This is a genomic window from Amycolatopsis nalaikhensis (assembly GCF_030264295.1).
Lineage (GTDB): Bacteria > Actinomycetota > Actinomycetes > Mycobacteriales > Pseudonocardiaceae > Amycolatopsis > Amycolatopsis nalaikhensis.
This window is the reverse complement of sequence record NZ_CP127173.1, coordinates 2,540,191-2,563,419: the sequence shown is the minus strand read 5'-3', so window position 1 is coordinate 2,563,419 and position 23,229 is coordinate 2,540,191. Positions and strand designations below refer to the sequence as shown.

Here is a 23,229-nt window from a genome sequence, read left to right as displayed (position 1 = left end):
GCGGGGGTATCGGCCAACCGGTTACGGCTGACCGGGCCGCCTCGGCCGATCGGCCGGTTTCCGGCGCGGAGAGTCGCCAGGGGACGACGAATCGTGGCCGCGCCTTCGCTCAGCGTGCGAAGGCGCGGCATGTGGGTGACGAGGCGCGTGACCGTCTCATCGAGCGGGTCAGAGCTTGCGCAGGCGGACCCGGTTGATGGTGTGGTCGGCGTCCTTGCGGAGCACCAGCGTCGCGCGCGGCCGGGTCGGCTTGATGTTCTCCATCAGGTTCGGCTCGTTGATCGAGCGCCACAGGTGCCGCGCCTCGGCGCGGGCCTCGTCGTCGGGCAGGCCGGCGAAGTGGTGGAAGTGCGACGCCGGATCCGCGAACGCCGTGTGCCGCAGCTCCAGGAACCGCTCGATGTACCAGCGCTGGATGTCGTCGGTGTGCGCATCGACGTAGATCGAGAAGTCGAAGAGGTCGGACACCATCAGCCGCGGGCCCGGCTGCAGCACGTTCAGGCCCTCGAGGATGAGGATGTCCGGCTGCTGCACGACCTGCTCCTGGCCGGGCAGGATGTCGTAGGCCAGGTGCGAGTACACCGGCGCGGTGACGCGCTCGGCGCCCGACTTCACCTCGGTGACGAACCGCAGCAGGGCGCGGCGGTCGTAGCTCTCGGGGAAGCCCTTGCGGTGCATGATCCCGCGGCGCATCAGCTCGGCGCGCGGGTACAGGAACCCGTCCGTGGTGACCAGGTCGACGCGGGGGTGGTCGGGCCAGCGGGCGAGCAGCGTCCGCAGGATGCGGGCGGTGGTCGACTTGCCGACCGCCACGCTCCCGGCGATCCCGATGACGTAGGGCACCTTGGTGCCGCGCGAGTCGTCGCCGAGGAACGTCGTGGTCGCCTCGTAGAGCCGCTGGCGCGCGGCGACCTGGAGGTTGATCAGGCGGGAGAGCGGGAGGTAGACGTCGGCCACCTCGGCCAGGTCGACCTGCTCGCCGAGCCCGCGCAGCCGCAGCAGCTCCGCCGCGGTCAGCGGCAACGGCGTCGAACTGCGCAGTTCTTTCCATTGTTCCCGGTGCAGCTCGACATACGGGCTGAGTTCGCGGACCCGGGTCATCGCACACTCCTCCGGCCGTCGCCTGCACTGGCGGACGTTCACCTGCCGGATCAACGGTAGGGCTTACGGCGGGTGAACGCGCTGTGATGTAGTCCACCCCCTATCAGGGCTTGATCACCGCGCGTGACGGAAGACCTCGTCCCAGGCCGCCGCGACCTGCCGCGCGCACGTCGCCGGGTCGACGCCGCCGACGCCGGTGCCCAGGCCCGGCATCGCGATCGTGTCGACGGCGGCGCGCACCGGACCGTGGTCGAGTTCGCCGTCGCGCCACTTCAGGAACACCGCGCGCGCCGCGAGGTAGGGGTGCACGGTGTCGGCGGGCAGCCGCTCGCCGGGCTCCCGCATCGTCGGCGCGCTGATCAGCCAGGCCGGCTCGGCTTCGCCGGTCGGCACCACCACGGCCTCGCCGATCGGCAGCTCACCGCCGTGAAACGCCAGGACAGCACTGCGGACGCTCTGCTCCACGCCGGGGAACGCCCGCGCGTAGACGGCGTCGATGCCGCCGCGCATCCAGCCGTAGGAGTTGGCCGGGCTGACCACGGCCTGCGCGACGACGTCGAGCACCGAACCGCGGTGCACCCGGACCCGGCCCGCGAGCTTTTCCGCGGCGGTCGTCCAGGCGGCGGCGAGGGGTTCATCGACGGCGCACAGCACCAGCTCCGGGGTGCGGGAGGAGGCCGGCGGGTGTGCGCCCTCACGGCCGGTGTGCGTGCCCGAGTCGGCGGTCACGCACCCAAGCATCGCAAAAAACGCCACCCGGCGTAACCGGTCGCGGTACCGGCTGTCCGAGTGAAAGTCGCCACGGCCCGGCCCCGTAGCCTGGGTCCTGTGTCACGGATCGCATACTTCGGCCCCCAGGGGACGTTCACCGAACAGGCCGCGCGGGTCCTCGCCGGCGGCGAAGAGCTGGTTCCGGCCGAGACCGTCCGGCTGGCGATGACGGCCGTCCGCGAGGGCGAGGCGGACGCCGCCTGCGTCCCCATCGAGAACTCCGTCGAAGGCGTCGTCCCCGCGACGCTCGACGCGCTCAGCGAGTCGACGCCGCTGGTCGCCGTCGCCGAGGCCATCCTGCCGGTCCGGTTCAGCGTGCTGACCCGGCCGGGGAACACCGAGATCCGGACCGTCGCGAGCCACCCGCACGCGCTCGCCCAGGTCCGCGAGTGGCTCGAGGCGAACCTGCCGGACGCGCACCCGGTGGCGTCGTCCTCGACGTCGGCGGCCGCGGTCGGCGTGCTGCAGGGCGACTTCGACGCGGCCGTGTGCGCGCCCGTCGCCGTCGAGCACTACGACCTCGAGGTGCTGGCCACCGAGGTCGCCGACGTCACCGACGCGGCGACGCGGTTCCTGCTGGTCCGGCCGCCGGGCGAGCTGCCCGCCCCGACCGGCGCCGACCGGACGTCGGTGGTCGCCGCGGCCGCGAACCGCACTGGCACGCTCGCCGAGCTGCTCACCGAGCTGGCCACCCGCGGCATCAACCTGACCCGGCTCGACGCCCGGCCGACGCGGAACAACTTCGGCGAGTACCGCTTCTTCATCGACTTCGAGGGGCACGTGGCCGAGCCGCGGATCCTCGACGCGCTGACCGCGTTGCGCCGCCAGTGCCGCGCCCTGCGGTTCCTCGGCTCGCACCCGCGCGCCGACGGCACCCGCACCACGGTCGAACCCGGCTTCGGCAACGACGACTTCGTGGAAGCGGCCGTGTGGGCCGACGCGGTGCGCAAGGGGGACCTGGCGTGAGGCTGCTGCTGATCCGCCACGGGCAGACCGAAGGGAACGTCCGCGGCGCGCTCGACACCGCCCTGCCCGGACCGCCGCTCACCGAGCTCGGCCGGTCGCAGGCCGAGGCGCTCGCGGCGCGGCTGGCCGGCGAGCCGATCGTCGCGGTCTACGCGTCGCGGGCGACCCGGGCCCAGCAGACGGCGGCCCCGCTGGCGGCGCGGTTCGCCTTCGACGTGCAGGTCGTCGACGGCGTCCACGAAGTCGTCGCCGGTGACCTGGAAGGGGCGACCGACCACGAGTCGATCCGCACCTACATGGAGGTCGTGCGGCGCTGGACGCTCGGCGAGCTGACGGCGTCGCTGCCCGGCGGCGAGAGCGGCACCAGCGTGCGCACCCGGATGCTCGACGCCGTCGCCGACCTGCGCGCCAAGCACGAGCAGGCCGACCCGGACGGCGTGGTCGCCCTGGTCAGCCACGGCGGCGCGATCCGGCTCGGCGCCGAGTGGCTGGCGCCGAACGTCCACCCGGACGTCGCGAACGCGGCCCTGATCCCGAACACCGGCCTGGTGGAGCTGGACGCGCGCCCGAACGGGGAATGGCACTGCCTGACCTGGGGCGATACACCGTTGTAAAGATCCCGAAAGTGTGATCCCGTCACGTTTAAGACACGTTTGGTGGGGAATTAACGGAACGACCCAACCTGCCGGAGATCCGCACGTCTACCCAGTAGCACCACACCAGGGAGGCGATTGAAATGGTTCGGACGAAGCTCTTGCGGTTGTTCCCGGTCGTCGCGGCTTCGGCGGGCGTCCTCGCGCTTTCCGCCTGCGGGGGCGGTACGACCCCCGTGGCCAGCAGCTCGACGCCGTCGACCTCGGATTCGCCGACGTCCAGCACCGCGACCACGGCCACGTCGGAGCCGAGCACGTCGACGGTCGCCACCTCACCCGCCGGCCAGCCCGCGGACAACGGGCTCTGCAAGGCCGGCGACGTCAAGCTCGCGCTCGGCCAGGGCGACGCCGGGGCGGGCTCGCGGTTCCGGCCGCTGCTCATCACCAACTCCAGCTCGCACCCGTGCACCATCCAGGGGTTCCCCGGCGTGTCCTATGTGGCCGGTGCGGACGGGCACCAGGTCGGGAAGGACGCCTTCCGCGAAGGCACCAAGGGCAACCCCGTCAAGCTGAACCCCGGCCAGACCGCGGCCGCCGACATCCAGTTCGTCAACGTGCAGAACTTCGACCCGAACACCTGCCAGCCGACCGCGGTGAAGGGCCTGCGGATCTACCTGCCGCAGGAGACCGCGTCGAACTTCGTGCCCGCCGAGGGCACCGGCTGCGCGAGCACGAAGATCCCGGGCAACCAGCTCGCCGTGAAGACCGTCCACCCGGCCTAGAGGCGGCCGCAGATCTCCTGGGCCTGGACCAGGTGCCGCTGGCCGGAGATGTCGTTGAAGTGCAGGCTCAACACCATCCGGCTGACGCCGTCGATGTGGTCGGCCAGTGGCTGGTAGTTGGCGTTCACCTGGGCGGCCGCCGCGGACAGCTCGCGCGCGGCCGTCATCCGGTGCAGCCGTTCCGAGGTGAGGCCGGGCGTCAGCGACGGCTGCGCGTCCCGGCTCGTGTCGGGCAGCTCGCCGACCCGGTCGAGCGCCTGGCACGCCGCGAGGGCGTCGTCGAGCGCGCCCGCGTGCACGCCGGACAACCCCCACAGCAGACCCAGCACACCGCCGCCGAGCAGGAACCCCGCCACGGCGCACAGCACCAGCATCCGGCGGGACTGCGGCGGTGCCGCGACGACCTCCTCCGACTCGGCTGAGGGCTCGTCGAAGTCCGGATCGGCGTCGGTGCCGGTGTCCACGGTGCGCATGAATGCCTCCCACCACGGGCGTGATGAGATATTTCAGCTCACATTCACGGATCCTGGTGCAGGAGAGCCGCGGCTGAGTCCGATTTGTCATCGAGCGAGAACCGCCGCAACGCGAAGTACGCGAACACGGAGATCATCAGCATCGCGATTCCGGACACCGCGAACGTCCGCGCCGCCGTGCCGAGCGCCTCGGTCAGCACCCCGCCGAGCAGCGCGCCGACCGGGATCGCACCCCAGACGACCGTGCGCCACACCCCGAGCACCCGCCCGAGCAGCTCGCCCGGCACCAGCGTGTGCCGCGCGGTCGCGAGCACGACGTTCACCGCGACGACGGCGGCCGCGAACAGGCCGAACAGCGCGGCCCCGGCGACCGGCGAGCGGACCAGGCCCATCCCGCCGAACCCCGCGGCGCAGACCAGGACCCCGCCGACCAGCACCACGCGGCGGCTCGTCGCCCGCACCAGCCGCGGCGTGCCGGCCGCGCCGAGCAGCCCGCCGATCCCGCCGACGAACGCGAAGAAACCGAACTTCGCCTCGGACAGCCGGAGGTCTTCGAGCGCGTACAGCACCAGCTGCGCCTGCGCGAGCTCGCTGACCAGGCTCAGCAGGCCGGCGACGGCGACCAGCCGCAGCAGGAGCGCGTGGCCGCGCAGCCACCGCAGGCCGTCGGCGAGCTCGGAACGCAGTTTCGCCCGCTGAACCGGGATTTCGGCCTTCGCGCGGTAAGTGCCCGCGAGGCCGAGCAGCACCGCGGCCGCGATCGCGAATCCCGCGGAGTTGAGAACAAACGGAAAGGCGGCGAAAAGCGCGAATGTCAAACTGCCGATCGGCCCGCCGAGGAATGTCTGGCCGACGATTTCGCACGCCTGCAGCTTGCTGTTGGCCGCGTCGAGCGAGCCGTCGCCGACAACCGCCGGGATCAGCGCGTTGGCCGCGCTGTCCGCGATCGTCTCGGCCGTCCCGATCACCAGCGCGGTCAGGTAGACCAGCCAGATCGTCATGCCGCCGGTCGCGACCAGCACCGCCAGCGCGGCGACGGCGGCCGCGCGGGCGGTATTCGCGACGATCATCGCGCGCCGCCGGTCGATCCGGTCGACCAGCGCGCCGGCGACCGCGGCGAACAGCAGCCACGGCAGGAACTGCGTCGCGGACAGCCCGGCGATGAGCACCGGGTCCCTCGTCAACGTTGTCGCCAGCAACGGCAGGGCCACCTTGCCGATGCCGTCCCCCAGGTGGGACGCCGCACTCGACGTCAGCAGCCACCTGAGTCTTCGGGTCTGGTCCATCCCGGCCCCCCACCACGTATCGCACTCGCCCCATGACCTCGCGTAACAGGATAAGGGGACGAACGGACCGCCGTGGTCACGTTGTCGATACTGGTGCGCTCAACCCCAGCCGAGCTCGTGCAGCCGGGCGTCGTCGATGCCGAAGTGGTGCCCCAGTTCGTGCACGACGGTGATGAGGACCTCTTCGACGACCTCGTCTTCGTCCTCGCACATCGCGAGGATCGGCTGCCGGTAGATCGAGATCCGGTCCGGCAGCACCCCGCCGTACGACGACGTCCGCTCGGTCAGCGCGATGCCGTGGTAGAGCCCGAGGATGTCCGGCGCCTCGTCGTTGAACTCCTCGACGAGCACGACGACGTTGTCCATCGCGCGCGCGAACTCCGGCGGCACCTCGTCCAAAGCCTCCGAGACCAGTTCTTCGAACCGCTCCCGGCTCATCTCGACGGGCATCAGCCGTTCTGCTTCGTCGACGGCGGGGCGCTGGTGGCCGGGCCGCCGCCACCGTCCGACGGCGGGCCGCCGTCCTGGGGCTGGCCGCCGTCGGGGCCCGCCGGGGCGACCTTGATGCTGCCGGTCACCGCCTGCAGGCCGCTCTTGTCCGCCAGCAGCGCCGCGACCTTGCAGTTGACCTTGGTCGAACCCGCGTCCCAGCTCTCCTGCTCCCGCAGGTCCCAGGTCAGGATCAGTTTCTTGGCGTCGAGGTCCGCGCCGCCGGTGTAGTCCGCGGCCGCCTTGTTGCACTCGGTGTCGAGCCAGGCCTTCTGGTTGTCCTGCGACGGGTAGCCCTCGGTGAACTTCGTCTTGAGGTCGAGGGTCGCGACGATCTCGTAGGAGTGCGGCTTCGCGCAGTCGATCGGGTCGCCGACGCCCTTGCCCTGCAGCGCCAGGCACGTGCCGGGCTCGAAGACCAGCGACTGGTCCTGCTCCTTCGCCGGCCCGGTCGTCGGCAGCAGCTTGCCGCCGGGGCCCGCCCACTGCAGGCCGCAGCGCAGCTGGCGGTCGCCGTCCTCCCACTGCGACGGCGTCGGGCGCAGCAGGTTCGTCGTCAGCTTGCCGTAGGGGTCGAGGTTGTGGCCGAGGTACGGCTTCACGTCCGCGGTGCACTTCTGCTGCGCGATCTGCTGCCACTGGTCCAGCGTCGGCACCGGCGCGCCCGCCGGGAACTGGGCGCCGATGTCCACCAGCGCGGTCACCTCGAACAGATGCGGCTGGGTGCAGACGACCTTCCGCGCGTCACTCGCGTCCGGGTTGTCCCAGGTCAGGCAGCTGCCGGGCGGTGAATGGAACGCCTCCTGCGCGGCCTCGGACAGCTTGCCGGCGCCGCCGCCGGACCCGCCCGTGATGCCGTCGCTCCACGAGAACACGACGCTGAGCGCGAGCGCGATGAGCGCGCCCGCGAAGATCCCGCCCATCACGACGCGGGTGCGCAGCGTCTGCGTGGCGGTGGGGAACCGATCGGCGCTGGGAGACATCGCAGTCCATGATGCCCGCGCCGCGCGAGACGTGCGCGGTCCGGGTGGTTAGGGTGGTCACGGTTTCGCGGTGGCCGGTGATTACGGAGCGCACATGACGCAGGACAACAATACTGGGGACCAGCCGCCCCCCGAGCCGCCGCAGCGCGGCTCGATGAGGTTCCAGGACTCGAACACCCGGCCCCGGCAGCCGTCGGTCGCCGAACAGCGGGCCCGCCAGCAGGCGCTGGCCCAGCAGGAACGCGACGAGGAGCTCGCCCGCCAGGCCGACGCCAAGGCGGCCACGCGGCGCAAGATCCTCATCGGCAGCGGGGTCACGGTCGGGCTCGTCGGCCTGGTCGCGACGTTCTACACGGTCGCGAAGCCGACCAACGTCACGGCCGTCTGCACCGACGCCGGCGGCGTCGTCCAGAACGACGACTACTGCGACGACAACTACGTCACCAGCCACGGCGGCTACCACAGCGGCGGCTTCCTGTTCCTGCCGATCCCGGGCGGCGGCTACAACAGCTACCGCTACAACTACGGCGGCACCGGCGTCATCGGGCAGCGCGTGTCCGGCGGTTCGTACGACCCGCCGTCGGCGCGCACGAACGTCACGACGAAGTCCGGCAAGTCCGTCCAGCGCGGCGGGTTCGGGATCAGCGGCAAGAGCGGCAGCGGCGGCAGCGGCAAGAGCGGGGGATCGTAGGTGTACCGGGACCGGCGTGAGCCGCGGCGCGACTGGCAGCGGATCGTCGAAGAGCAGGGGCTCGTCTACGGCACGCCGGCCCGCGACAGTAGCGGCCGGGTGCGGCCGTACTGGGACGAGTCCGTGCACTACGTCTTCGACATGGACGAGGTCCTCTCGCTCGAGGCGGACGTCGAGCTGCTCCACTCGATGTGCCTGGAGGCCGTCGACAACGTCGTGACGACCGAGGGCTACCAGCGCTTCGGCATCCCCGAGTGGGTCTGGCCGCACATCGCCGAGTCGTGGAAGCGGCAGGACCCGCACGTCTACGGCCGGTTCGACCTGCGCTACGACGGCAAGTCGCCGGCCAAGCTGCTCGAGTACAACGCGGACACGCCGACCACGCTGCTGGAGGCGTCGCTGCTGCAGTGGCACTGGAAGACCGACGTCTTCCCGGACGACGACCAGTGGAACTCGATCCACGAGAAGCTCGTCGAGCGCTGGTCCCAGCTGCGGGACAAGCTGCCGTCGAACGAGCTGCACTTCACCTGGTCGGCGGCCGACCCGACCGGCGAGGACAACGTCACCACGGCGTACCTGCAGGAGACCGCGGCCGAGGCCGGGCTCGACACCGTGGGACTGGCGATCGAGGAGATCGGCTGGGACCCGGTGCTCAAGCGGTTCGTCGACCTCGAAGAGTCGCGGATGGCGAGCGTGCTGAAGCTGTACCCGTGGGAGTGGGTGGTCGACGAGGAGTTCGGCCGCCACGCCGTCGAGTCGCTGCCGCGGACGCTGTGGATCGAGCCGCTCTGGAAGATGATCCTCTCCAACAAGACGCTCCTGGCGATCCTGTGGGAGAACTACCCGGGCCACCCGAACCTGCTGCCCGCGTTCGCCGACGACCCCGGCCTGCTCACCGAATACGTCCGCAAGCCGAAGCTGGGCCGTGAGGGCGCGAACGTCCAGATCGTCGCGACCGGCTACGAGACCCAGACCGAAGGCGTCTACGGCGCCGAAGGCTTCGTCTACCAGGCGTTCGACCCGCTGCCCGAGTTCGACGGCTACCGGCCGGCGCTCGGTGCCTGGATCGTCGGGGACAGCTCCGCCGGCCTGGGCATCCGGGAGACCGGCGGCCTGGTCACCGACGACGGTGCGGCATTTGTCCCACATCGCATCCCCGAGCCGTGATACAACACCGTCGCTGATCAGCCCTTTCTCCTGGGAGACAATTCGTGAACACGACCCTTGCGCTGTCCGACACGTTCGGCTCCGACCTCGTGCGGGGGATCGGTGCGATCCTGCTGTACGGCGTCGTCGGCCTGCTGCTGATGTTCGCCGGCTTCTACGCGATCGACTGGACCACGCCGGGCAAGCTGTCGAAGCTCGTGACGAAGGGCCTGCCGAACGCGGTGATCGTGACCGCGTCCGGGATGCTCTCGATGGCGTTCATCGTCGTCGTGGCGATCTTCAACTCGGCGAGCGACCTGACCGAGGGCCTGATCACGTCGCTGGTCTATGGCCTGCTCGGGATCGTCGTCCAGGTCATCGCGGTCCGGCTGCTGGAGTGGGCGACCCGCATCGACGTGGCGTCGACCATCGAGAGCGAGAAGTTCGCCCCGGTGAGCATCGTCGTCGCGGCGGCGCACCTCGGCCTGGGCCTCGTGGTGGCGGTCGGCATCTCCTGACGTCGTGGGCCGATCGGGCATGATCGTGGCCGCGTACGGCCGTTCGCACTAGCGTGGGGTTCGTGCGCCTGCTGAGGACACCGGACGACCGGTTCACGGACCTGCCCGACTTCCCCTTCGAGCCGAAGTACGTCGAGCTCGACGACCCGCACGGCGGCGTGATCAGAGTCGGTTACGTGGAGGCGGGCCCGGCCGACGGCCCGGTCGTCCTCCTGCTGCACGGCGAACCGAGCTGGTCGTACCTGTACCGGAAGATGCTCCCGGTCCTGGCGGCGGCGGGCTTGCGCGCGATCGCCCCGGACCTGGTCGGCTTCGGCCGGTCGGACAAGCCGGGCGACCTGACGGACCACACGTACGCGCGGCATGTGGAGTGGATGCGCGGCTTCGCGTTCGACGCGCTGGACCTGCACGACGTGACCCTGGTCGGCCAGGACTGGGGCGGCTTGATCGGCCTGCGCCTGGTCGCCGAGAACCCGTCGCGGTTCTCGGGTGTGGTCGCCGCGAACACGGGCCTGCCGACGGGGGACATCGACATGCCCGCTGTGTGGCATTCGTTCCGGGAGGCTGTGCAGAAGGCTCCGGTGCTGGATATCGCGCGGTTCGTCCAGTCTGGTTGCCAGACTTCTCTGTCGGAGGCTGAGCGGGCTGCTTACGATGCGCCGTTCCCGAACGAGATGTACAAGGCCGGTCCTCGGGCTATGCCGGGTCTGGTCCCTTATCGGCCGGACGATCCCGCGTCGTCAGCCAACCGGGACGCGTGGAAGACGTTGACCGAGCTGGAGATCCCGTTCCTGGTGGCTTTCTCCGATGGCGACCCGATCACTGGTGGCATGGGGCCGATTCTCAAGCGCTCGATGAAGGGCGCTCAGGGGCTGGAGCATCCGGTGATCGCCGGGGCCGGACACTTCCTTCAGGAGGACAAGGGCGAGGAGCTGGCCCAGCACGTGGTTCGCTTCATGCGGGACTAGCCGGCGGTCGGTCCCGTTCTCTTGTCGTTACGTTCAAAGACAAAGAATGTCCTCGCCGGACGGGCAGGCTCCGGGATGGCCTCCGCTTTCCTCTCGCCTTTTCGAGGGGGTCGCTGGGTGGTCATCCCGTCGCCTGATTGAGGCCTATCACTTTGAGCCAGGCCCGCAAGGTTGCGTACTTCGGCTGCGGTTGACGAGGTAGTTGCGGGCCTGGCTCAAAGTGATTTTTTCGGCCTCAGGCGACGGGATGACCACCCAGCTTCTTCTGGTTCACAGCGCCGCGTGCGTTGCCGCCAGTGAGTCGACCAGGATGTCCAGACCCTCCTGGGCTTCCTCGGCGGTCAACGTCATCGGCGGGCCGAGGCGCAGGACGTTGCCGTGCAGGCCGCCCTTGCCGATCAGGAGGCCGCGCTTCTTCGTCTCCTCCAGCATCCGGGCCGCCGCCGGGACGTTCGGCTCGGTGGTGCCCGGCTTGATCAGCTCGACGCCGATCATCAGGCCCTTGCCTCGCACCTCGGCGACGATCGGGCTGTCCGAAGCCCGCAGCCCGGAAATCAGCTGCGCGCCCCGGGCCGCACAGTTGGCCTGCAGGTCGTGGTCCTTGATGTAGTCCAGCACCGCCGTTGCCCCGGCCATCGATACCGGGTTGCCGCCGAACGTCGAGAACGACTGGGCCTGGAAGCAGTCCAGCACGTCTCCGCGCGCGACCACGCCGCCCACCGCCAGGCCGTTCCCGAGCCCCTTCGCGAACGTCATCATGTCCGGCGTCACGCCATGGGCCTCGATGCCCCAGAAGTGCTCGCCCGTGCGGCCCCAGCCGGTCTGGACCTCGTCCGAGATGAACAGCACCCCGTACGAATCCAGTACTTCCTTCATCGCCCGGAACAGCCCGTCCGGCGGGAGGCTGAACCCGCCGACCCCCTGGATCGGCTCCGCGATGAGGCACGCCACGTCGCCCGCCGTCGCCGTGTCCAGGACGTCCACCAGGTCCGCCACGCACGCCTTGATGTACTCCGCGTCCGGAAGATCCCGGAACGGGCTGCGGTACCGGTAGCCGCCGTGGACGTAGTTGACCTTCACCGGGCTCAGGGCCGATGCCGACCAGCCTCGGTTGCCCGTGATCGCCACCGTTCCGAACGAGCGCCCGTGGTAGCTGTTGCGCATCGCCAGCACCTGGTTGCTGCGCCGGTACTGCGTCGCCAGCATCAACGCCGTGTCGTTGGCCTCGCTGCCCGAGTTCGTGAAGAACACCTTCGCGTCCGGGATGCCCGACAGCTTCGCGATCCGCTCGGCCAGCTCCACCTGCGAGCGGATCAAGTACAACGTCGACGTGTGCAGGATGCCCGTGTCGAGCTGCTTGCGGACCGCGTCGCCGATCTCCGCGACGTCGTAGCCCATCGAGTTCGTCAGCACCCCGGCGAAGAAGTCGAGGTAGGTGCGCCCCTGGGAGTCCGTCATGCGCCGGTCGTGGGCGTGCACGATCTCGATCGGCTCTTCGTAGAGCAGGGACATCCAGGACGGCATGACAGCGCGGTGCCGGGCGAGCAGCTCGTCGGTCATCGGGGCGCCTCCTCAAGGTTTCCCTGGAGTATGAGGACGCCGTGAACAGCGCTTCAACGATCAGACTGTCGGGATAACCCAGTAGGGACGCACAGTCTGTACGGACTACCCTCTGACCCGTGATTGACCCCAGGACTCTGCGCGAAGACCCGGAAGCCGTGCGCGCGTCGCAGCGCGCCCGTGGTGAAGACGAGGGAGTGGTCGACAAGCTGCTCTCCCTCGACTCCCGGCGCCGGTCTTCGATCGCGGCCGCCGACAAGCTGCGCAACGAGCAGAAGCTCCTGGGCAAGCAGATCCCGAAGGCGCCGCCGGAGGAGAAGCAGCAGCTGCTGGCCACCGCCAAGGAGCTCGCCGCGCAGGTCAAGGCCGCCGAGGCCGAGCAGAACACCGCTTCCGAAGAGTTCGACACGCTCTTCCGCACCCTGCCGAACCTCGTGCACCCGGACGCCCCGGTCGGCGGCGAGGACGACTTCACCGTGCTCAAGCACGTCGGCGAGCCGACGAAGTTCGACTTCACCCCGCGCGACCACCTCGAGCTGCTCGAAGCCCTCGGCGGCGTCGACATGGAACGCGGCGCCAAGGTGTCGGGCTCGCGGTTCTACTTCCTCACCGGGATCGGCGCGCAGCTGCAGCTCGGCCTGCTGAACATGGCCATCGCGCAGGCGCTCGAGAACGGCTTCACGCCGATGATCACGCCGTCGCTGGTGCGCCCCGAGGTCATGGCCGGCACCGGCTTCCTCGGCTCGCACTCGAGCGAGATCTACCACCTCGAGGAAGACGACCTGTACCTCGTCGGGACGTCGGAGGTGCCGCTCGCCGGCTTCCATTCCGACGAGATCCTCGACCTCAACGACGGCTCGAAGCGCTACGCGGGCTGGTCGTCGTGCTACCGGCGCGAGGCCGGGTCGTACGGCAAGGACACCCGCGGCATCATCCGCGTCCACCAGTTCGACAAGGTGGAGATGTTCGTCTACGCCAAGCCCGGCGAGGCCGAGGCGGAGCACGCCAAGCTGCTCGGCTGGGAAGAGCAGATGCTCGCCAAGATCGAGGTGCCCTACCGGGTCATCGACACCGCGACCGGCGACCTCGGCACGTCCGCGCACCGCAAGTTCGACTGCGAGGCGTGGATCCCGACCCAGGACACCTACCGCGAGCTGACCTCGACGTCCAACTGCACGACGTTCCAGGCCCGCCGCCTCTCGATCCGCTACCGCGACGAGAACGGCAAGCCGCAGATCGCCGCGACGCTCAACGGCACGCTGGCCACCACCCGGTGGATCGTCGCGATCGTCGAGAACCACCAGCAGGAGGACGGCTCGGTGCGCGTGCCCGAGGCGCTGCGGCCGTTCGTCGGCGGCAAGGAAGTCCTCACGCCTCGCTGAATCGGGCGGATCCCCGGTGCTCCGCCGTTCGTCCAAATGAGGCTTGTTCTGCCGTCGCCCGGCGCAAGGTAACTGCTGGTCAGTTCGCCGCGCGCTGCGTTGCGCCGGTCTAACCAGAACAAGCCTCAAGTAGTGTCCGGGCCGAACGGGAGGATCAATGCGCATGAAGTGGCAGGCCGCGGCGGCACTGGCGGCGGCGACCGTGGTGACCGGTTGCACGGTCACCGTCGGCGGGTCGGCGTCGCCGGTGCCGGGGCAGGGGCCGGTCGTCACCACCGTCGACGCCTGCACGCTGCTCGACCAGAACCAGGTCGACGCGCTCGGCTACGAGTCGCCGGGCCGCTCGGTGCCGGAGGACAAGGAGCGGCTCCAGCCGCCGATGTGCCTCTGGAACTCGAAGGACGACGTCGAGCCGTCGGCCGTCCTCAACATCGGGCTCGCCAGCGGGATCGACTTCAACGAGTACATCGCCGGTGCCGTCGCGAAGTCCTCGCCGCAGCAGATCGCCGGGTTCAGCTGGACGCAGTACGCCTCGATCCTGCCCGACGACTGCACGTTCTACGCGCTGCTCGGAGACGACTCGTTCGCCTACGTCGGCGTCTCCACCACCAGCCTCGACAAGTCCTGTGAGCTGGCGAAACAGGCGATCCCGCAGGCCGCCGCGCACCTGCCGGGCGGGCAGGACGCGCCGCCGATCACGCCGTCGACGTCGGCGAAGCCGGAGCCGGGCGGGCCGCTGCTGTCGGCCGACCCGTGCGCGATGCTGAAGCCGGAGCAGGTGGCGCAGCTGAAGAACATCTCGCCGACCGGCGAGAAGGACAACTCTTCCTCGGTGCCGAACGCGTCCTACTGCCTGTGGGACGACACCGACGGCGACGACGGCCAGAAGGCGTTCGAGGTCTGGTTCGGCCCGAGCACGCCGGCGGCCAAGTGGCCGGGCGTGAACGGCGTCGCGCCGGCCGAGACCGTCGACGTCGGCGGCAAAAAGTGGGGCGTCTACCCGAACATGGGTGGCCTGCGGGTGACGTGCGGCGCGGTCCTGCCGATCACCGAGACGTCGTCCGTGCAGGTGGTCAGCGGGTTCATCGGCGACGACACCAAGACGTGCGACCTGGTCAAGCAGGGCCTGCCGCTGGTGACGCCGAACCTGCCGTCCTAGCCTTCCGCCACCTGGTCGGCGATGTGGCGCGCGATCTCCAGCGCGCTCGTCGCGGCCGGTGACGGCGCGTTCAGGACGTGCACCTGGTCGCGCGCGGTCTCGATGAGGAAGTCGTCGACGAGGGAGCCGTCGCGGCGCATCGCCTGGGCCCGCACGCCCGAGCCGTGGCGGACGATGTCGTCCTCGGTGACAGCCGGGACGAGCCGGGCGAGGCTCGCGGCGAACCGCTTCTTCGAGAACGAGCGCCGGACCTCGTCGAGCCCGGTCGGGAACGCGTACTTCTTCGCCAGCCGCCAGATGCCGGGGAAGGCCGCCACTTCGGCGACGTCCTTCGCGGAGAAGTCGCCCCAGCCGTAACCCTCGCGGCGCAACGCGAGCACGGCGTTGGGTCCGGCGTGGACACTGCCGTCGAGCATCCGCGTGAGGTGCACGCCGAGGAACGGCAGCGTCGGGTCCGGCACCGGGTAGATCAGGCCCTTGACCAGGCCGCGGCGTTCGGGCTTGAGCTCGTAGTACTCGCCGCGGAACGGCACGATCTTCGCCGACGGCGTCAGCCCGGCCAGCCGCGCGACGCGGTCGGAGTGCAGGCCCGCGCAGTTCACCAGCGCGTCCGCGCGGACGACGTCGTCGCCGGTGGCCACCTCGACGCCGCCGTTGGCGCCGGCGCGGATCGCCAGCGCGGGGCTGTTCAGCCGGAGGTCGACGCCGGCTTCGTCGAGCAGCCGGACGAGCGCGGCGCAGACGCCGGGGAAGTCGATGATCCCGGTGGATTCGACGCGCAGGGCGGCGACGCAGGCGACCTCGGGCTCGTACTCGCGCGCTTCGGCGGGGGTGATCTTCTTCGCCGGGACGCCGTTGGCTTCGGCGCGCTCGGCGAGCGTGTTCAGCGCCGGGATCTCCTTCTCGTCGGTGGCGACGACGAGCTTCCCGCACACCTCGACCGGCACGCCGTACTGGCGCGCGAAGTCCACGATGGACCGGTTGCCCGCCACCGACATCCGCGCCTTGAACGAGCCGGGCTTGTAGTAGAGCCCGGCGTGGACGACGTTCGAGTTGTGCCCGGTCTGGTGGGCGGCCCAGCGGGATTCCTTCTCCAGCACCGTGACGTCCAGCCCGCGCCTGGTCAGCTCCCAGGCCACGGCCAGACCGACGATCCCGCCCCCGACGACTACGACGTTGCGCACGATCGACCAGGCTACGCGAGCGGGGAAGGGCCAGGTGAGGCGGTCAGTCCGCCAGCCCGGCCGTGGTCAGCGCCTTCTGCGTGTTCATCGCCAGCCCGGTCGCGTAGGCCCGCTCGAAACCGTCCGCGCCCAAGGACTCCCGCACGCGGGCCCGCACCGACGAGACGTCCGGGTCGCCCGCGATCGACGTCCCCCGCACGCCCGCCGCCGCGCCCAGCAGCGTGGCCGCCTGGCCCGGCGGCACGACCCCGGCCAAGCCCTCGAGGGCGAACGCCACGACGTCACCCGCGTGCCACTGCCGTCCGGTCAGCAAGGCCGAGCGGTGCAGCCCGGCCGCCTCCTCGGGCCGTCCTTCGGCCACGGCCAGCCAGCCCAGCGAGATCAGCGCCATCGCGCGGACGGTCTCCGCCGCGAACGAGCCGCCCGGGCACTTCGTCAGGGCCCGCTCGCACCACTCGCGGGCGGTGTCGAGGTCACCGGACAGGCGCGCGAGGTTCGCCAAGCCGACGTCCGCCGCCGCGCGCGTCTCCGGCATCCCCGTGCGGCGGGCCGTCGCCGCCGCCAGCTCGTAGTCCGCGCGGGCCCCCGCCCGGTCGCCCGAGAGCAGGCGCGTCCACGCGCGGCGGCAGATCAGGTCCGCCGCGTCGTCCGTCGCGCCGAGCTCGTGCATCAGGGCCAGTGCCTCGTCCATCAACGGGACGGCGGCGTCGTGCTCACCGCGCCAGGTCAGCAGCTGCGACAGGTGGTCCAGGGCCATCGACAGGCCCCACCGCTCGCCGAGCGCGCGGAACTGCGCCGCACCCTCGCGCAGGCCTTCCTCGGCGCCGGCCAGGTCGCCGGTCATCATCGCCCGCAGGCCCATGCCGGTCGGCAGGAGCGCCCAGCCCCAGGCGTCACCGGCCGCCAGCAGGCCCTCGCCGCGGCCGAGCAGCTCGTCGTCGTCGCCGGGCGGGCCCACGACGACGCCGAGCAGCATCACCAGCATCGGGTTCCGCGGCGACCAGTCGCCGTCCACCGCGTACCGCCGGACCAGCGGCAGGTACTGCTCCAGCGACTCGTGCGGCGACCCCGCCAGCGCGCCGAGCACGCACACCAGGAACTCCTCGACGTACTCCTCGCGCAGCTCCGGCGTCGTCCGCGAGACGACGGCCAGCGAAAGCCCGGCGCCTTCGAACCGGCGCCCGCGCATCCACCAGTACATCGCCAGCAGCGGCACCAGCCGCAGGGCGAGCGCGACGTCGTGGTCGGTCGCCCAGCGCAACGCGGCCAGGACGTTGTCGTACTCGGCGTCGATCCGGGCCAGCCAGTCCAGCTGGTCCGCGGTGCGCAGCATCGGGTCGGCTTCCTCGGCGAACCGCAGGAAGTACTCGGCGTGCGCGCGGTGGAACCGCTCGGTCTCGCCCGCCTCCGCGAGCTTCTCCGCGCCGAACGCGCGGATCGTCTCCAGCATCCGGAACCGGCCGCCGGCCGCCTCGACCAGCGACTTGTCCGCCAGTTCGAGCAGCAGGTCCGGGTCCGCGCCGCAGACCTCGGCCGCCGCGGCGAGCGTCACGCCGCCCGGGAAGACCGCCAGGCGGCGGGCCAGCTCGCGTTCGTCCTCGCCGAGCAGGTCCCAGCTCCACTCGACGACGCCGCGCAGCGAGCGGTGCCGCTCCTCGGCCGTCCGGCTGCCGCGGGCGAGCAGCCGGAACCGGTCGTCGAGCCGGACCGCGATCTCGCCGACGGCCAGGCTCCGGACGCGGGCCGCGGCCAGCTCCAGCGCCAGCGGCAGGCCGTCGAGGGCGGCGCAGAGGTGCTGGACGTCGCCGACCGTGTCGTCGTCGAGGACGAACGCGGGGTCGCTCGCGGCCGCCCGGTCGGCGAACAGCCGGACGGCTGGGTACGCCGAGGCCTCCGCGGCGGGCGTCCCCGGCGGTGGGACAGCCAGCCGCGGCACCGGCGCCAGCTGCTCGCCGGTGATGCCGAGCGGCTCGCGGCTGGTGGCCAGCACCCGCAGGCCGGGGCACGCGGCGAGCAGCCGCGCGACCAGCCGGGCCGCGACGTCGACGACGTGCTCGCAGTTGTCGAGCACGAGCAGCACCGAGCGGTCGCGCAACGCCGAGATCAGCCGCTCGGCCGGGTCCTGAGGGCCGCCGCGCGAGCCTTCGCGCAGGCCGAGCGCGGCCAGCACCGCACCCGCGATCCCGTCGCCGCCGTGCGGCGCCAGCTCGACGAACGCGACGTCCCCGGCCGCGGTGGCGGCTTCGACGGCCAGCCGCGTCTTGCCGGTGCCGCCCGGCCCGGTGAGCGTGACGAGCCTGCCGCGTTCCAGCAGGTCGGCCACCTGCCGCAGCTCGGCGTCGCGGCCGACGAAGCTGGTCAGCTGCGCGGGCGGCGCGGAGAGCACGGGCTTCTCACCCTCACCGCGGAGCACGGCGAGGTGGGCTTCGGCCAGCTCCGGGCCGGGGTCGGCGCCCAGCTCGTCGGCCAGGACGCGGCGGGCGTCTTCGAACGCGGCGAGCGCGTCAGCCGGCCGGTCCGCGGCCGCCAGCGCGCGGACCAGCTGCGCACGCGGCCGTTCCCGCAGTGGCTGCGCGGCGACCGTCTCGCGCAGCTCGTCGAGGACGTCCCCGGCCTGCCCGAGGGCCAGCCGGGCCTCGACGTGGTCGTCCACGGCGTCCGCGCGCAGCTCCTCGAGCCGGGCGGCCCGGGCGGCGAAGTCCGGCAGGTCGGCGAACGCGGGCCCGCGCCACAACGCCAGAGCGTCGCCGAGCACTCGCGCCGCCTTCGCGTGCTCGCCGTTCTTCAGGAGCGCGCGGCCTTCACGCGCGAGCCGCTCGAACGCGAGAACGTCCACTTCGTCCGGTTCGACGACCAGCCGGTACCCGGCCGCGGTGAACTCGACCGGTGCCAGGTCCTTCAACGCCGTCCGCAACCGCGACACCTGCGACTGCAGCGCGTTGGCCGCGCCGTCGGGTGGGTACTCGCCGTACATGCCGTCGATGAGCCGCTCGGCCGGGACGAACCGCCCGGCCTCCAGCGCGAGCAGCGCCAGCAAGGCCCGTGACCGCGGGCCGCCCACCGCCACCTGCCCGCCGTCCGGGTGCCACGCGGCGACGGCCCCCAGCACCCCGAATCGCATGGGCCCAGCCTAGAACTTCCGCCGACCTGGGAAAGTTTCACTCGAAAGTGGACTACGGCGTGGGCCTGTGAAGGAGCTGCGCGGGCGTCTATACACTTCGGCGGGTCCCCACGCAATGGGAGAGGTATGTCCGACAGCATCGCCCTTGGCCAGCCGACCGTCGGTGAGGAAGAGCTCGCCGCCGTCGCCGAGGTCTTCCGGTCCGGCTGGCTGGCCGGTGCCGGCCCGGCGTGCCGGCGTTTCGAAGAGCGGTTCGCCAAGGTGACCGGCACCGCGCACGCGCTGACCACCGCGAACTGCGGCTCGGCGCTCTTCCTCGGCCTCAAGGTGCTGGGGGTGCGGCCCGGCGACGAGGTGATCGTCGGCGACTACACGTTCCCGGCCACCGGCCACGCAGTCGTGCAGGCCGGCGCGAAGCCGGTGTTCGCCGACATCCGCCCGGACGTCTTCAGCGCCGACCCGGCCCACGTCGAGGCCCTGATCACACCGAAGACGGTCGGCATCCTCGCCGTCGACGTCGCGGGCCAGCCCGGCGACTTCGACGAGTACCGGGCGATCGCCGACAAGCACGGCCTCTGGCTGTTCGAGGACGCCGCCTGCGCCGCGGGCGCGACGTACCGGACGCGCCCGGCGGGCAGCCTCGCCGACCTCGCCGCGTTCTCCTTCCACGGCCGCAAGGGCATCACCGCCGGTGAGGGCGGCGCGCTGGTCTCCGACCGCGAGGACCTCATCGCGCACGCCCGCAAGCTGCACACCTACGGCATCGAGCCGGCGATCAGCCGCGAAGGCTCGAACACGCTGCCGATCCCGGAGTTCCACGAGCTCGGCTACAACTTCCGGCTCTCGGACATCCAGGCCGCGATCATGAACGTCCAGCTCGACCGCCTGCCGGACCTGCTCTCGGCCCGCCGGTCGGTCGCGAAGCGCTACCACGAGGCCTTCGCCGACGTCGACGCGCTGACCGTGCCGGTCGAGCTGCCCGACCGCGAGCACCCGTGGCAGGCCTACCTGCTCACGGTCGCGCCGGAGGTCAGCCGCGACACGCTCGCGCTGCGCATCCGTGAACAGGGCGTCCAGTGCAACTTCGGCACGTACGCCTCGCACCTGCAGCCGATCTACGGCCCGCAGGCGCCCCTGCCCGTCTCGGCCGACGCGTTCGCGCGTCAGCTGGCCATCCCGATGCACGCCAACCTCACCGACGCGGAAGTGACGCGCGTCGGCGAGGTCGTGCGCGAAGCCGTGCTGTCCCTGTCCTGAAAGTGCCGACCGAGGAGAAATTGGTGTCCGACAAGAAGGTGCTGTTCACCGGGGGCGGCGGGTTCATCGCCGCGCACGTCATCCCGCTGCTGATCGAGGGTGGCTACACGGTCCGGATCTTCGACAACATGACGCGCGGCGACCGGGCCCGCGTCAACGAGTTCGTCGCGACCGGCAAGGTCGAGCTCGTCGAGAAGGACGTCCGCTACGGCGGCGCGGTCCGCGAGGCGATGCGCGGCTGCACGCACGTCATCCACTTCGCGACGGTGTCGATCAACAAGTCGATCGCCGACCCGCACGAGTCGATCGACATCAACATGACCGGCAACCACAACGTCTTCGCCGCGGCCGCGGACGAGGGCGTCGAGCGCCTGGTGTTCGCCTCGACCGCGTCGGTCTACGGCGACCCGAAGCGGCTGCCGATGCACGAGGACGACGAGCTGAAGCCGCTCACGCCGTACTGCATCTCGAAGCGCGCGGGCGAGGACCTGCTCGGCTTCTACGAGCGCACCAAGGGCCTGTCCTGGAACGCGCTGCGGTTCTTCAACGTGTACGGCCCGGGCCAGAAGATCGAGGCCTACTACACGTCGGTGATCAACCACTTCATCCAGCGCCTGCGCGCCGGCCAGCCGCCGGTGATCGACGGCCGCGGCGACCAGTCGATGGACTTCGTGCACGTCACCGACCTCGCGCGGGCCGTCGTCGCGGCGCTCGAGTCGGAGCAGGCGAACCTGCCGATCAACATCGGCACCGGCATCGACACGTCGATCGCCGCGCTGGCGAAGATCCTCATCGAGGCCGTCGGCGTCGACGTCGAGCCGCTGTTCAACGAGCGTGACGTGCTGGTTTCGCGCCGGGCCGCGGACATCACCCGTGCCCGCGAGGTGCTGGGCTGGGAGCCGCAGATCACCGTCGAAGACGGGATGCGGCAGCTGGTCCGGGAAAGCGAGTGAGTGCCACCGCGGGGCCGGCCCGGGGACGTGCGATGCGCATCGCGGTGGTGAACAACTTCTTCCCGCCCCGCGTGGGCGGGAGCGCGCACATGTCGGCGTCGCTGGCGGCGCAGTTCGTGAAGGCCGGGCACGAGGTCCTGGCCATCACGGCCGCCTACGGCGAGGCCCCGGCCGAGGAGGAGCGCGACGGTTACCGCGTCGTGCGCCTCCCGGCGGTGAAGATGCCGCAGGTCGGCCTGTCGATCGACTTCGACATGAGCTTCGCGTCGCTGCGTCCGGGCAACTGGCGGCGGCTGTGGAAGCTGCTGGACGAGTTCAAGCCGGACGCGGTGCACCTGCACGGCCAGTTCTTCGACCTGTCGTGGCTGGCCGGCATCTACGCGCGGCGGCACCGCGTCCCGGTGCTCCTCACCATCCACACGCTGCTGATCAGCGACAACAAGCTGTACGGCGGCGTGTTCCGGATGCTCGACGCGCTGCTCGTGAAGCCGATCCTGAAGTACATCAAGCCGCGGTACGTCATCCTCGACAAGCTCGGCGTCGACTACTGCGTCGAGCGCTACGGCACGAGCGACGCGAACTCGGAGTACTTCCCGATCGCGGTCGACACGGGGCACTTCGAGAAGCCGGTGACGAAGGACGTCCGCGCGGAGCACGAGATCGGGGACGCGCCGCTGATCGTGTCGCTCGGGCACGTGATCCCGCTGCGCAACCGGCTGCCGCTGATCGAGGCCCTGCCGGCCATCCTCGACAAGCACCCGGGCGTCCGGGTGGTCGTCGTCGGCCGCGTGTACCACGACGCGTTCCTCAAGCGCGCCGCGGAACTGGGCGTCTCGGACGCGCTGGTGGTCACGGGCGCGGTGCCGAAGGCGGACGTCCCGGCGTACTTCGCGGCGGCGGACATCGTGACGCACGACCTCAACGGCGGCTGCGGCACGGCGTCTCTCGAGGCGATGCTCTCGGGCACGGCGACGATCGCGTCGGTCACCGAGGACAACTACCCGGGCATCGAGCTGCGCAACGGCGAGAACGTGCTGCTGGTCCGGCCGGACGACTCGGAATCCGTGGCGCGCACGGTGATCGAGCTGCTCGACGACCCGGAGCGCCGGGCCCTGATCGCGCAGCGCGAGAGCGAGATGGTGCGGGCGAACTTCGGCCTCGACGTCGTCGCCGAGGAGCACCTGCGCACGTTCGAGAAACTGGTGTCGGAAGCCGATGTTCTTCGATGACGAGCGCAGCCACCGGCTGCGCCCGCAGATCCTGACCGAGCTCGTCTCGCAGTACATGAACGACGCCGAGCGCGCGCAGTTCTACGGGCTGCCGTCGACGTGCCGCGTGCGCGAGCGGGTCAAGATCATCAGTCCCGAGAACTTGAAGATGGGCGACCACTGCTGGATCGGTGAGGGAGCGGCCCTCGACGCCAGCGGTGGCCTCGAGATCGGTGAGCACACCAGCATCGGCCTGAACACGCTGATCTTCACGCACTCGAGCTGGCTCGCGAACATGACGCTGCAGAACCACTCGGGCAGCGACCTGATCGAGCGCAAGCCGGTCAAGATCGGCAAGGGCTGCTTCATCGGCGGCCTGGTGGTGATCATGGCGGGCGTGACGATCGGCGACTTCGCCACGGTGCAGCCGAATTCTGTGGTGGCGAAGGACGTCCCGCCGCGGACGTTGGTGGCAGGCAACCCCGCGCGCGTGTTCCAGAAGTACGACGAGGAGTACATCCAGTCCGAAGTGGACCGGGTGCGCGCGGAGAACGCGCGGAGGCGTGCGATCGCCGAAGAACGCGGTGGCGACGTGTCCGGCTGGGGCGCCCCGTCGGGAGACTTCTCGGAGTAGCGTT

General features: G+C 70.9%; 22 protein-coding genes. 13 read left to right on the top strand and 9 right to left on the bottom strand.

Annotation, left to right across the window (positions count from 1 at the left end):
- Positions 1-168: 168 nt before the first annotated feature.
- Positions 169-1,101, bottom strand: coding sequence for a type I pantothenate kinase (gene coaA, locus QP939_RS12700; RefSeq protein ID WP_285456955.1), 933 nt, complete (start codon positions 1,099-1,101; stop codon positions 169-171).
- Between the two features lie 114 nt (positions 1,102-1,215).
- A complete protein-coding gene (locus tag QP939_RS12695; protein WP_285456954.1) occupies positions 1,216-1,830 on the bottom strand; it encodes a macro domain-containing protein in 615 nt (204 codons plus the stop codon).
- A 99-nt stretch (positions 1,831-1,929) separates the two neighbouring features.
- Between QP939_RS12695 and pheA the strand changes: the two genes are divergently transcribed.
- The 3 genes from pheA to QP939_RS12680 all read left to right on the top strand — a co-directional run bounded on the left by pheA (position 1,930) and on the right by QP939_RS12680 (position 4,213).
- Positions 1,930-2,838, top strand: coding sequence for a prephenate dehydratase (gene pheA / locus QP939_RS12690; RefSeq protein ID WP_285456953.1), 909 nt, complete (start codon positions 1,930-1,932; stop codon positions 2,836-2,838).
- Entirely contained in the window at positions 2,835-3,452 is a 618-nt protein-coding gene (locus tag QP939_RS12685) for a histidine phosphatase family protein (protein WP_285456952.1), read from the top strand. The genes pheA and QP939_RS12685 overlap by 4 nt, the downstream gene beginning before the upstream one ends.
- A gap of 122 nt (positions 3,453-3,574) precedes the next feature.
- Entirely contained in the window at positions 3,575-4,213 is a 639-nt protein-coding gene (locus QP939_RS12680; RefSeq protein ID WP_285456951.1) for a DUF4232 domain-containing protein, read from the top strand.
- Here QP939_RS12680 and QP939_RS12675 read toward each other — a convergent pair.
- From QP939_RS12675 to QP939_RS12660, 4 genes are all read right to left on the bottom strand, one after another.
- The gene (locus QP939_RS12675) at positions 4,210-4,686 is read right to left on the bottom strand and encodes a hypothetical protein (RefSeq protein ID WP_285456950.1); all 477 of its coding nucleotides are present in this window, start codon (positions 4,684-4,686) and stop codon (positions 4,210-4,212) included. The two genes, QP939_RS12680 and QP939_RS12675, sit on opposite strands and share 4 nt — an antisense overlap.
- A 44-nt stretch (positions 4,687-4,730) precedes the next feature.
- Positions 4,731-5,972 carry an MFS transporter gene (locus QP939_RS12670; protein ID WP_285456949.1) on the bottom strand — a complete coding sequence of 414 codons (1,242 nt, stop codon included), beginning with the start codon at positions 5,970-5,972 and terminating at the stop codon, positions 4,731-4,733.
- A gap of 99 nt (positions 5,973-6,071) precedes the next feature.
- On the bottom strand, positions 6,072-6,422 hold the full coding sequence (locus QP939_RS12665) for a metallopeptidase family protein (RefSeq protein ID WP_020642760.1): 351 nt from the start codon (positions 6,420-6,422) through the stop codon (positions 6,072-6,074).
- Positions 6,422-7,444 carry a septum formation family protein gene (locus QP939_RS12660; RefSeq protein WP_285456948.1) on the bottom strand — a complete coding sequence of 341 codons (1,023 nt, stop codon included), beginning with the start codon at positions 7,442-7,444 and terminating at the stop codon, positions 6,422-6,424. The genes QP939_RS12665 and QP939_RS12660 overlap by 1 nt, the downstream gene beginning before the upstream one ends.
- A gap of 94 nt (positions 7,445-7,538) precedes the next feature.
- On the opposite strand from QP939_RS12660, the gene QP939_RS12655 reads away from it, so the two are divergent.
- Genes QP939_RS12655 through QP939_RS12640 form a run of 4 tightly spaced genes read left to right on the top strand, consistent with a single transcriptional unit; the run spans position 7,539 to position 10,767 of the window.
- Positions 7,539-8,135: a hypothetical protein gene (locus tag QP939_RS12655; RefSeq protein WP_285456947.1), complete on the top strand. Its 597-nt coding sequence runs from the start codon at positions 7,539-7,541 to the stop codon at positions 8,133-8,135.
- Positions 8,136-9,302 carry a glutathionylspermidine synthase family protein gene (locus QP939_RS12650; protein WP_285456946.1) on the top strand — a complete coding sequence of 389 codons (1,167 nt, stop codon included), beginning with the start codon at positions 8,136-8,138 and terminating at the stop codon, positions 9,300-9,302.
- Positions 9,303-9,346: 44 nt separating this feature from the next.
- On the top strand, positions 9,347-9,799 hold the full coding sequence (locus QP939_RS12645) for a DUF350 domain-containing protein (RefSeq protein WP_285456945.1): 453 nt from the start codon (positions 9,347-9,349) through the stop codon (positions 9,797-9,799).
- Positions 9,800-9,852: 53 nt separating this feature from the next.
- Positions 9,853-10,767 carry a haloalkane dehalogenase gene (locus QP939_RS12640; RefSeq protein ID WP_285456944.1) on the top strand — a complete coding sequence of 305 codons (915 nt, stop codon included), beginning with the start codon at positions 9,853-9,855 and terminating at the stop codon, positions 10,765-10,767.
- A 270-nt stretch (positions 10,768-11,037) separates the two neighbouring features.
- Here the strand turns inward: QP939_RS12640 and QP939_RS12635 are convergent, their stop codons facing one another.
- Positions 11,038-12,327, bottom strand: a complete 1,290-nt coding sequence (locus tag QP939_RS12635; protein WP_285456943.1) for an aspartate aminotransferase family protein — start codon at positions 12,325-12,327, stop codon at positions 11,038-11,040.
- A 119-nt stretch (positions 12,328-12,446) separates the two neighbouring features.
- Here QP939_RS12635 and serS point away from each other — a divergent pair, with 119 nt between their 5' ends.
- A complete protein-coding gene (gene serS, locus QP939_RS12630; protein WP_285456942.1) occupies positions 12,447-13,709 on the top strand; it encodes a serine--tRNA ligase in 1,263 nt (420 codons plus the stop codon).
- 163 nt (positions 13,710-13,872) lie between these two features.
- The gene (locus QP939_RS12625; protein WP_285456941.1) at positions 13,873-14,868 is read left to right on the top strand and encodes a DUF3558 family protein; all 996 of its coding nucleotides are present in this window, start codon (positions 13,873-13,875) and stop codon (positions 14,866-14,868) included.
- Here the strand turns inward: QP939_RS12625 and lhgO are convergent.
- Positions 14,865-16,052: an L-2-hydroxyglutarate oxidase gene (gene lhgO / locus QP939_RS12620; protein WP_285456940.1), complete on the bottom strand. Its 1,188-nt coding sequence runs from the start codon at positions 16,050-16,052 to the stop codon at positions 14,865-14,867. The genes QP939_RS12625 and lhgO overlap by 4 nt on opposite strands.
- 43 nt (positions 16,053-16,095) lie before the next feature.
- Positions 16,096-19,173 carry an AfsR/SARP family transcriptional regulator gene (locus QP939_RS12615; RefSeq protein ID WP_285456939.1) on the bottom strand — a complete coding sequence of 1,026 codons (3,078 nt, stop codon included), beginning with the start codon at positions 19,171-19,173 and terminating at the stop codon, positions 16,096-16,098.
- Positions 19,174-19,299: 126 nt separating this feature from the next.
- Between QP939_RS12615 and QP939_RS12610 the strand changes: the two genes are divergently transcribed.
- The 4 genes from QP939_RS12610 to QP939_RS12595 are packed head-to-tail and all read left to right on the top strand — an operon-like array spanning position 19,300 to position 23,225.
- Positions 19,300-20,430: a DegT/DnrJ/EryC1/StrS family aminotransferase gene (locus tag QP939_RS12610; RefSeq protein WP_285456938.1), complete on the top strand. Its 1,131-nt coding sequence runs from the start codon at positions 19,300-19,302 to the stop codon at positions 20,428-20,430.
- A 23-nt stretch (positions 20,431-20,453) separates the two neighbouring features.
- On the top strand, positions 20,454-21,383 hold the full coding sequence (locus QP939_RS12605) for an NAD-dependent epimerase/dehydratase family protein (RefSeq protein WP_285456937.1): 930 nt from the start codon (positions 20,454-20,456) through the stop codon (positions 21,381-21,383).
- Positions 21,384-21,415: 32 nt separating this feature from the next.
- Positions 21,416-22,612, top strand: a complete 1,197-nt coding sequence (locus QP939_RS12600; protein ID WP_285456936.1) for a glycosyltransferase family 4 protein — start codon at positions 21,416-21,418, stop codon at positions 22,610-22,612.
- Positions 22,599-23,225 (top strand): acyltransferase, encoded by a 627-nt coding sequence (locus tag QP939_RS12595; RefSeq protein ID WP_285456935.1) that lies wholly within the window; start codon positions 22,599-22,601, stop codon positions 23,223-23,225. The genes QP939_RS12600 and QP939_RS12595 overlap by 14 nt, the downstream gene beginning before the upstream one ends.
- Positions 23,226-23,229 lie beyond the last annotated feature (4 nt).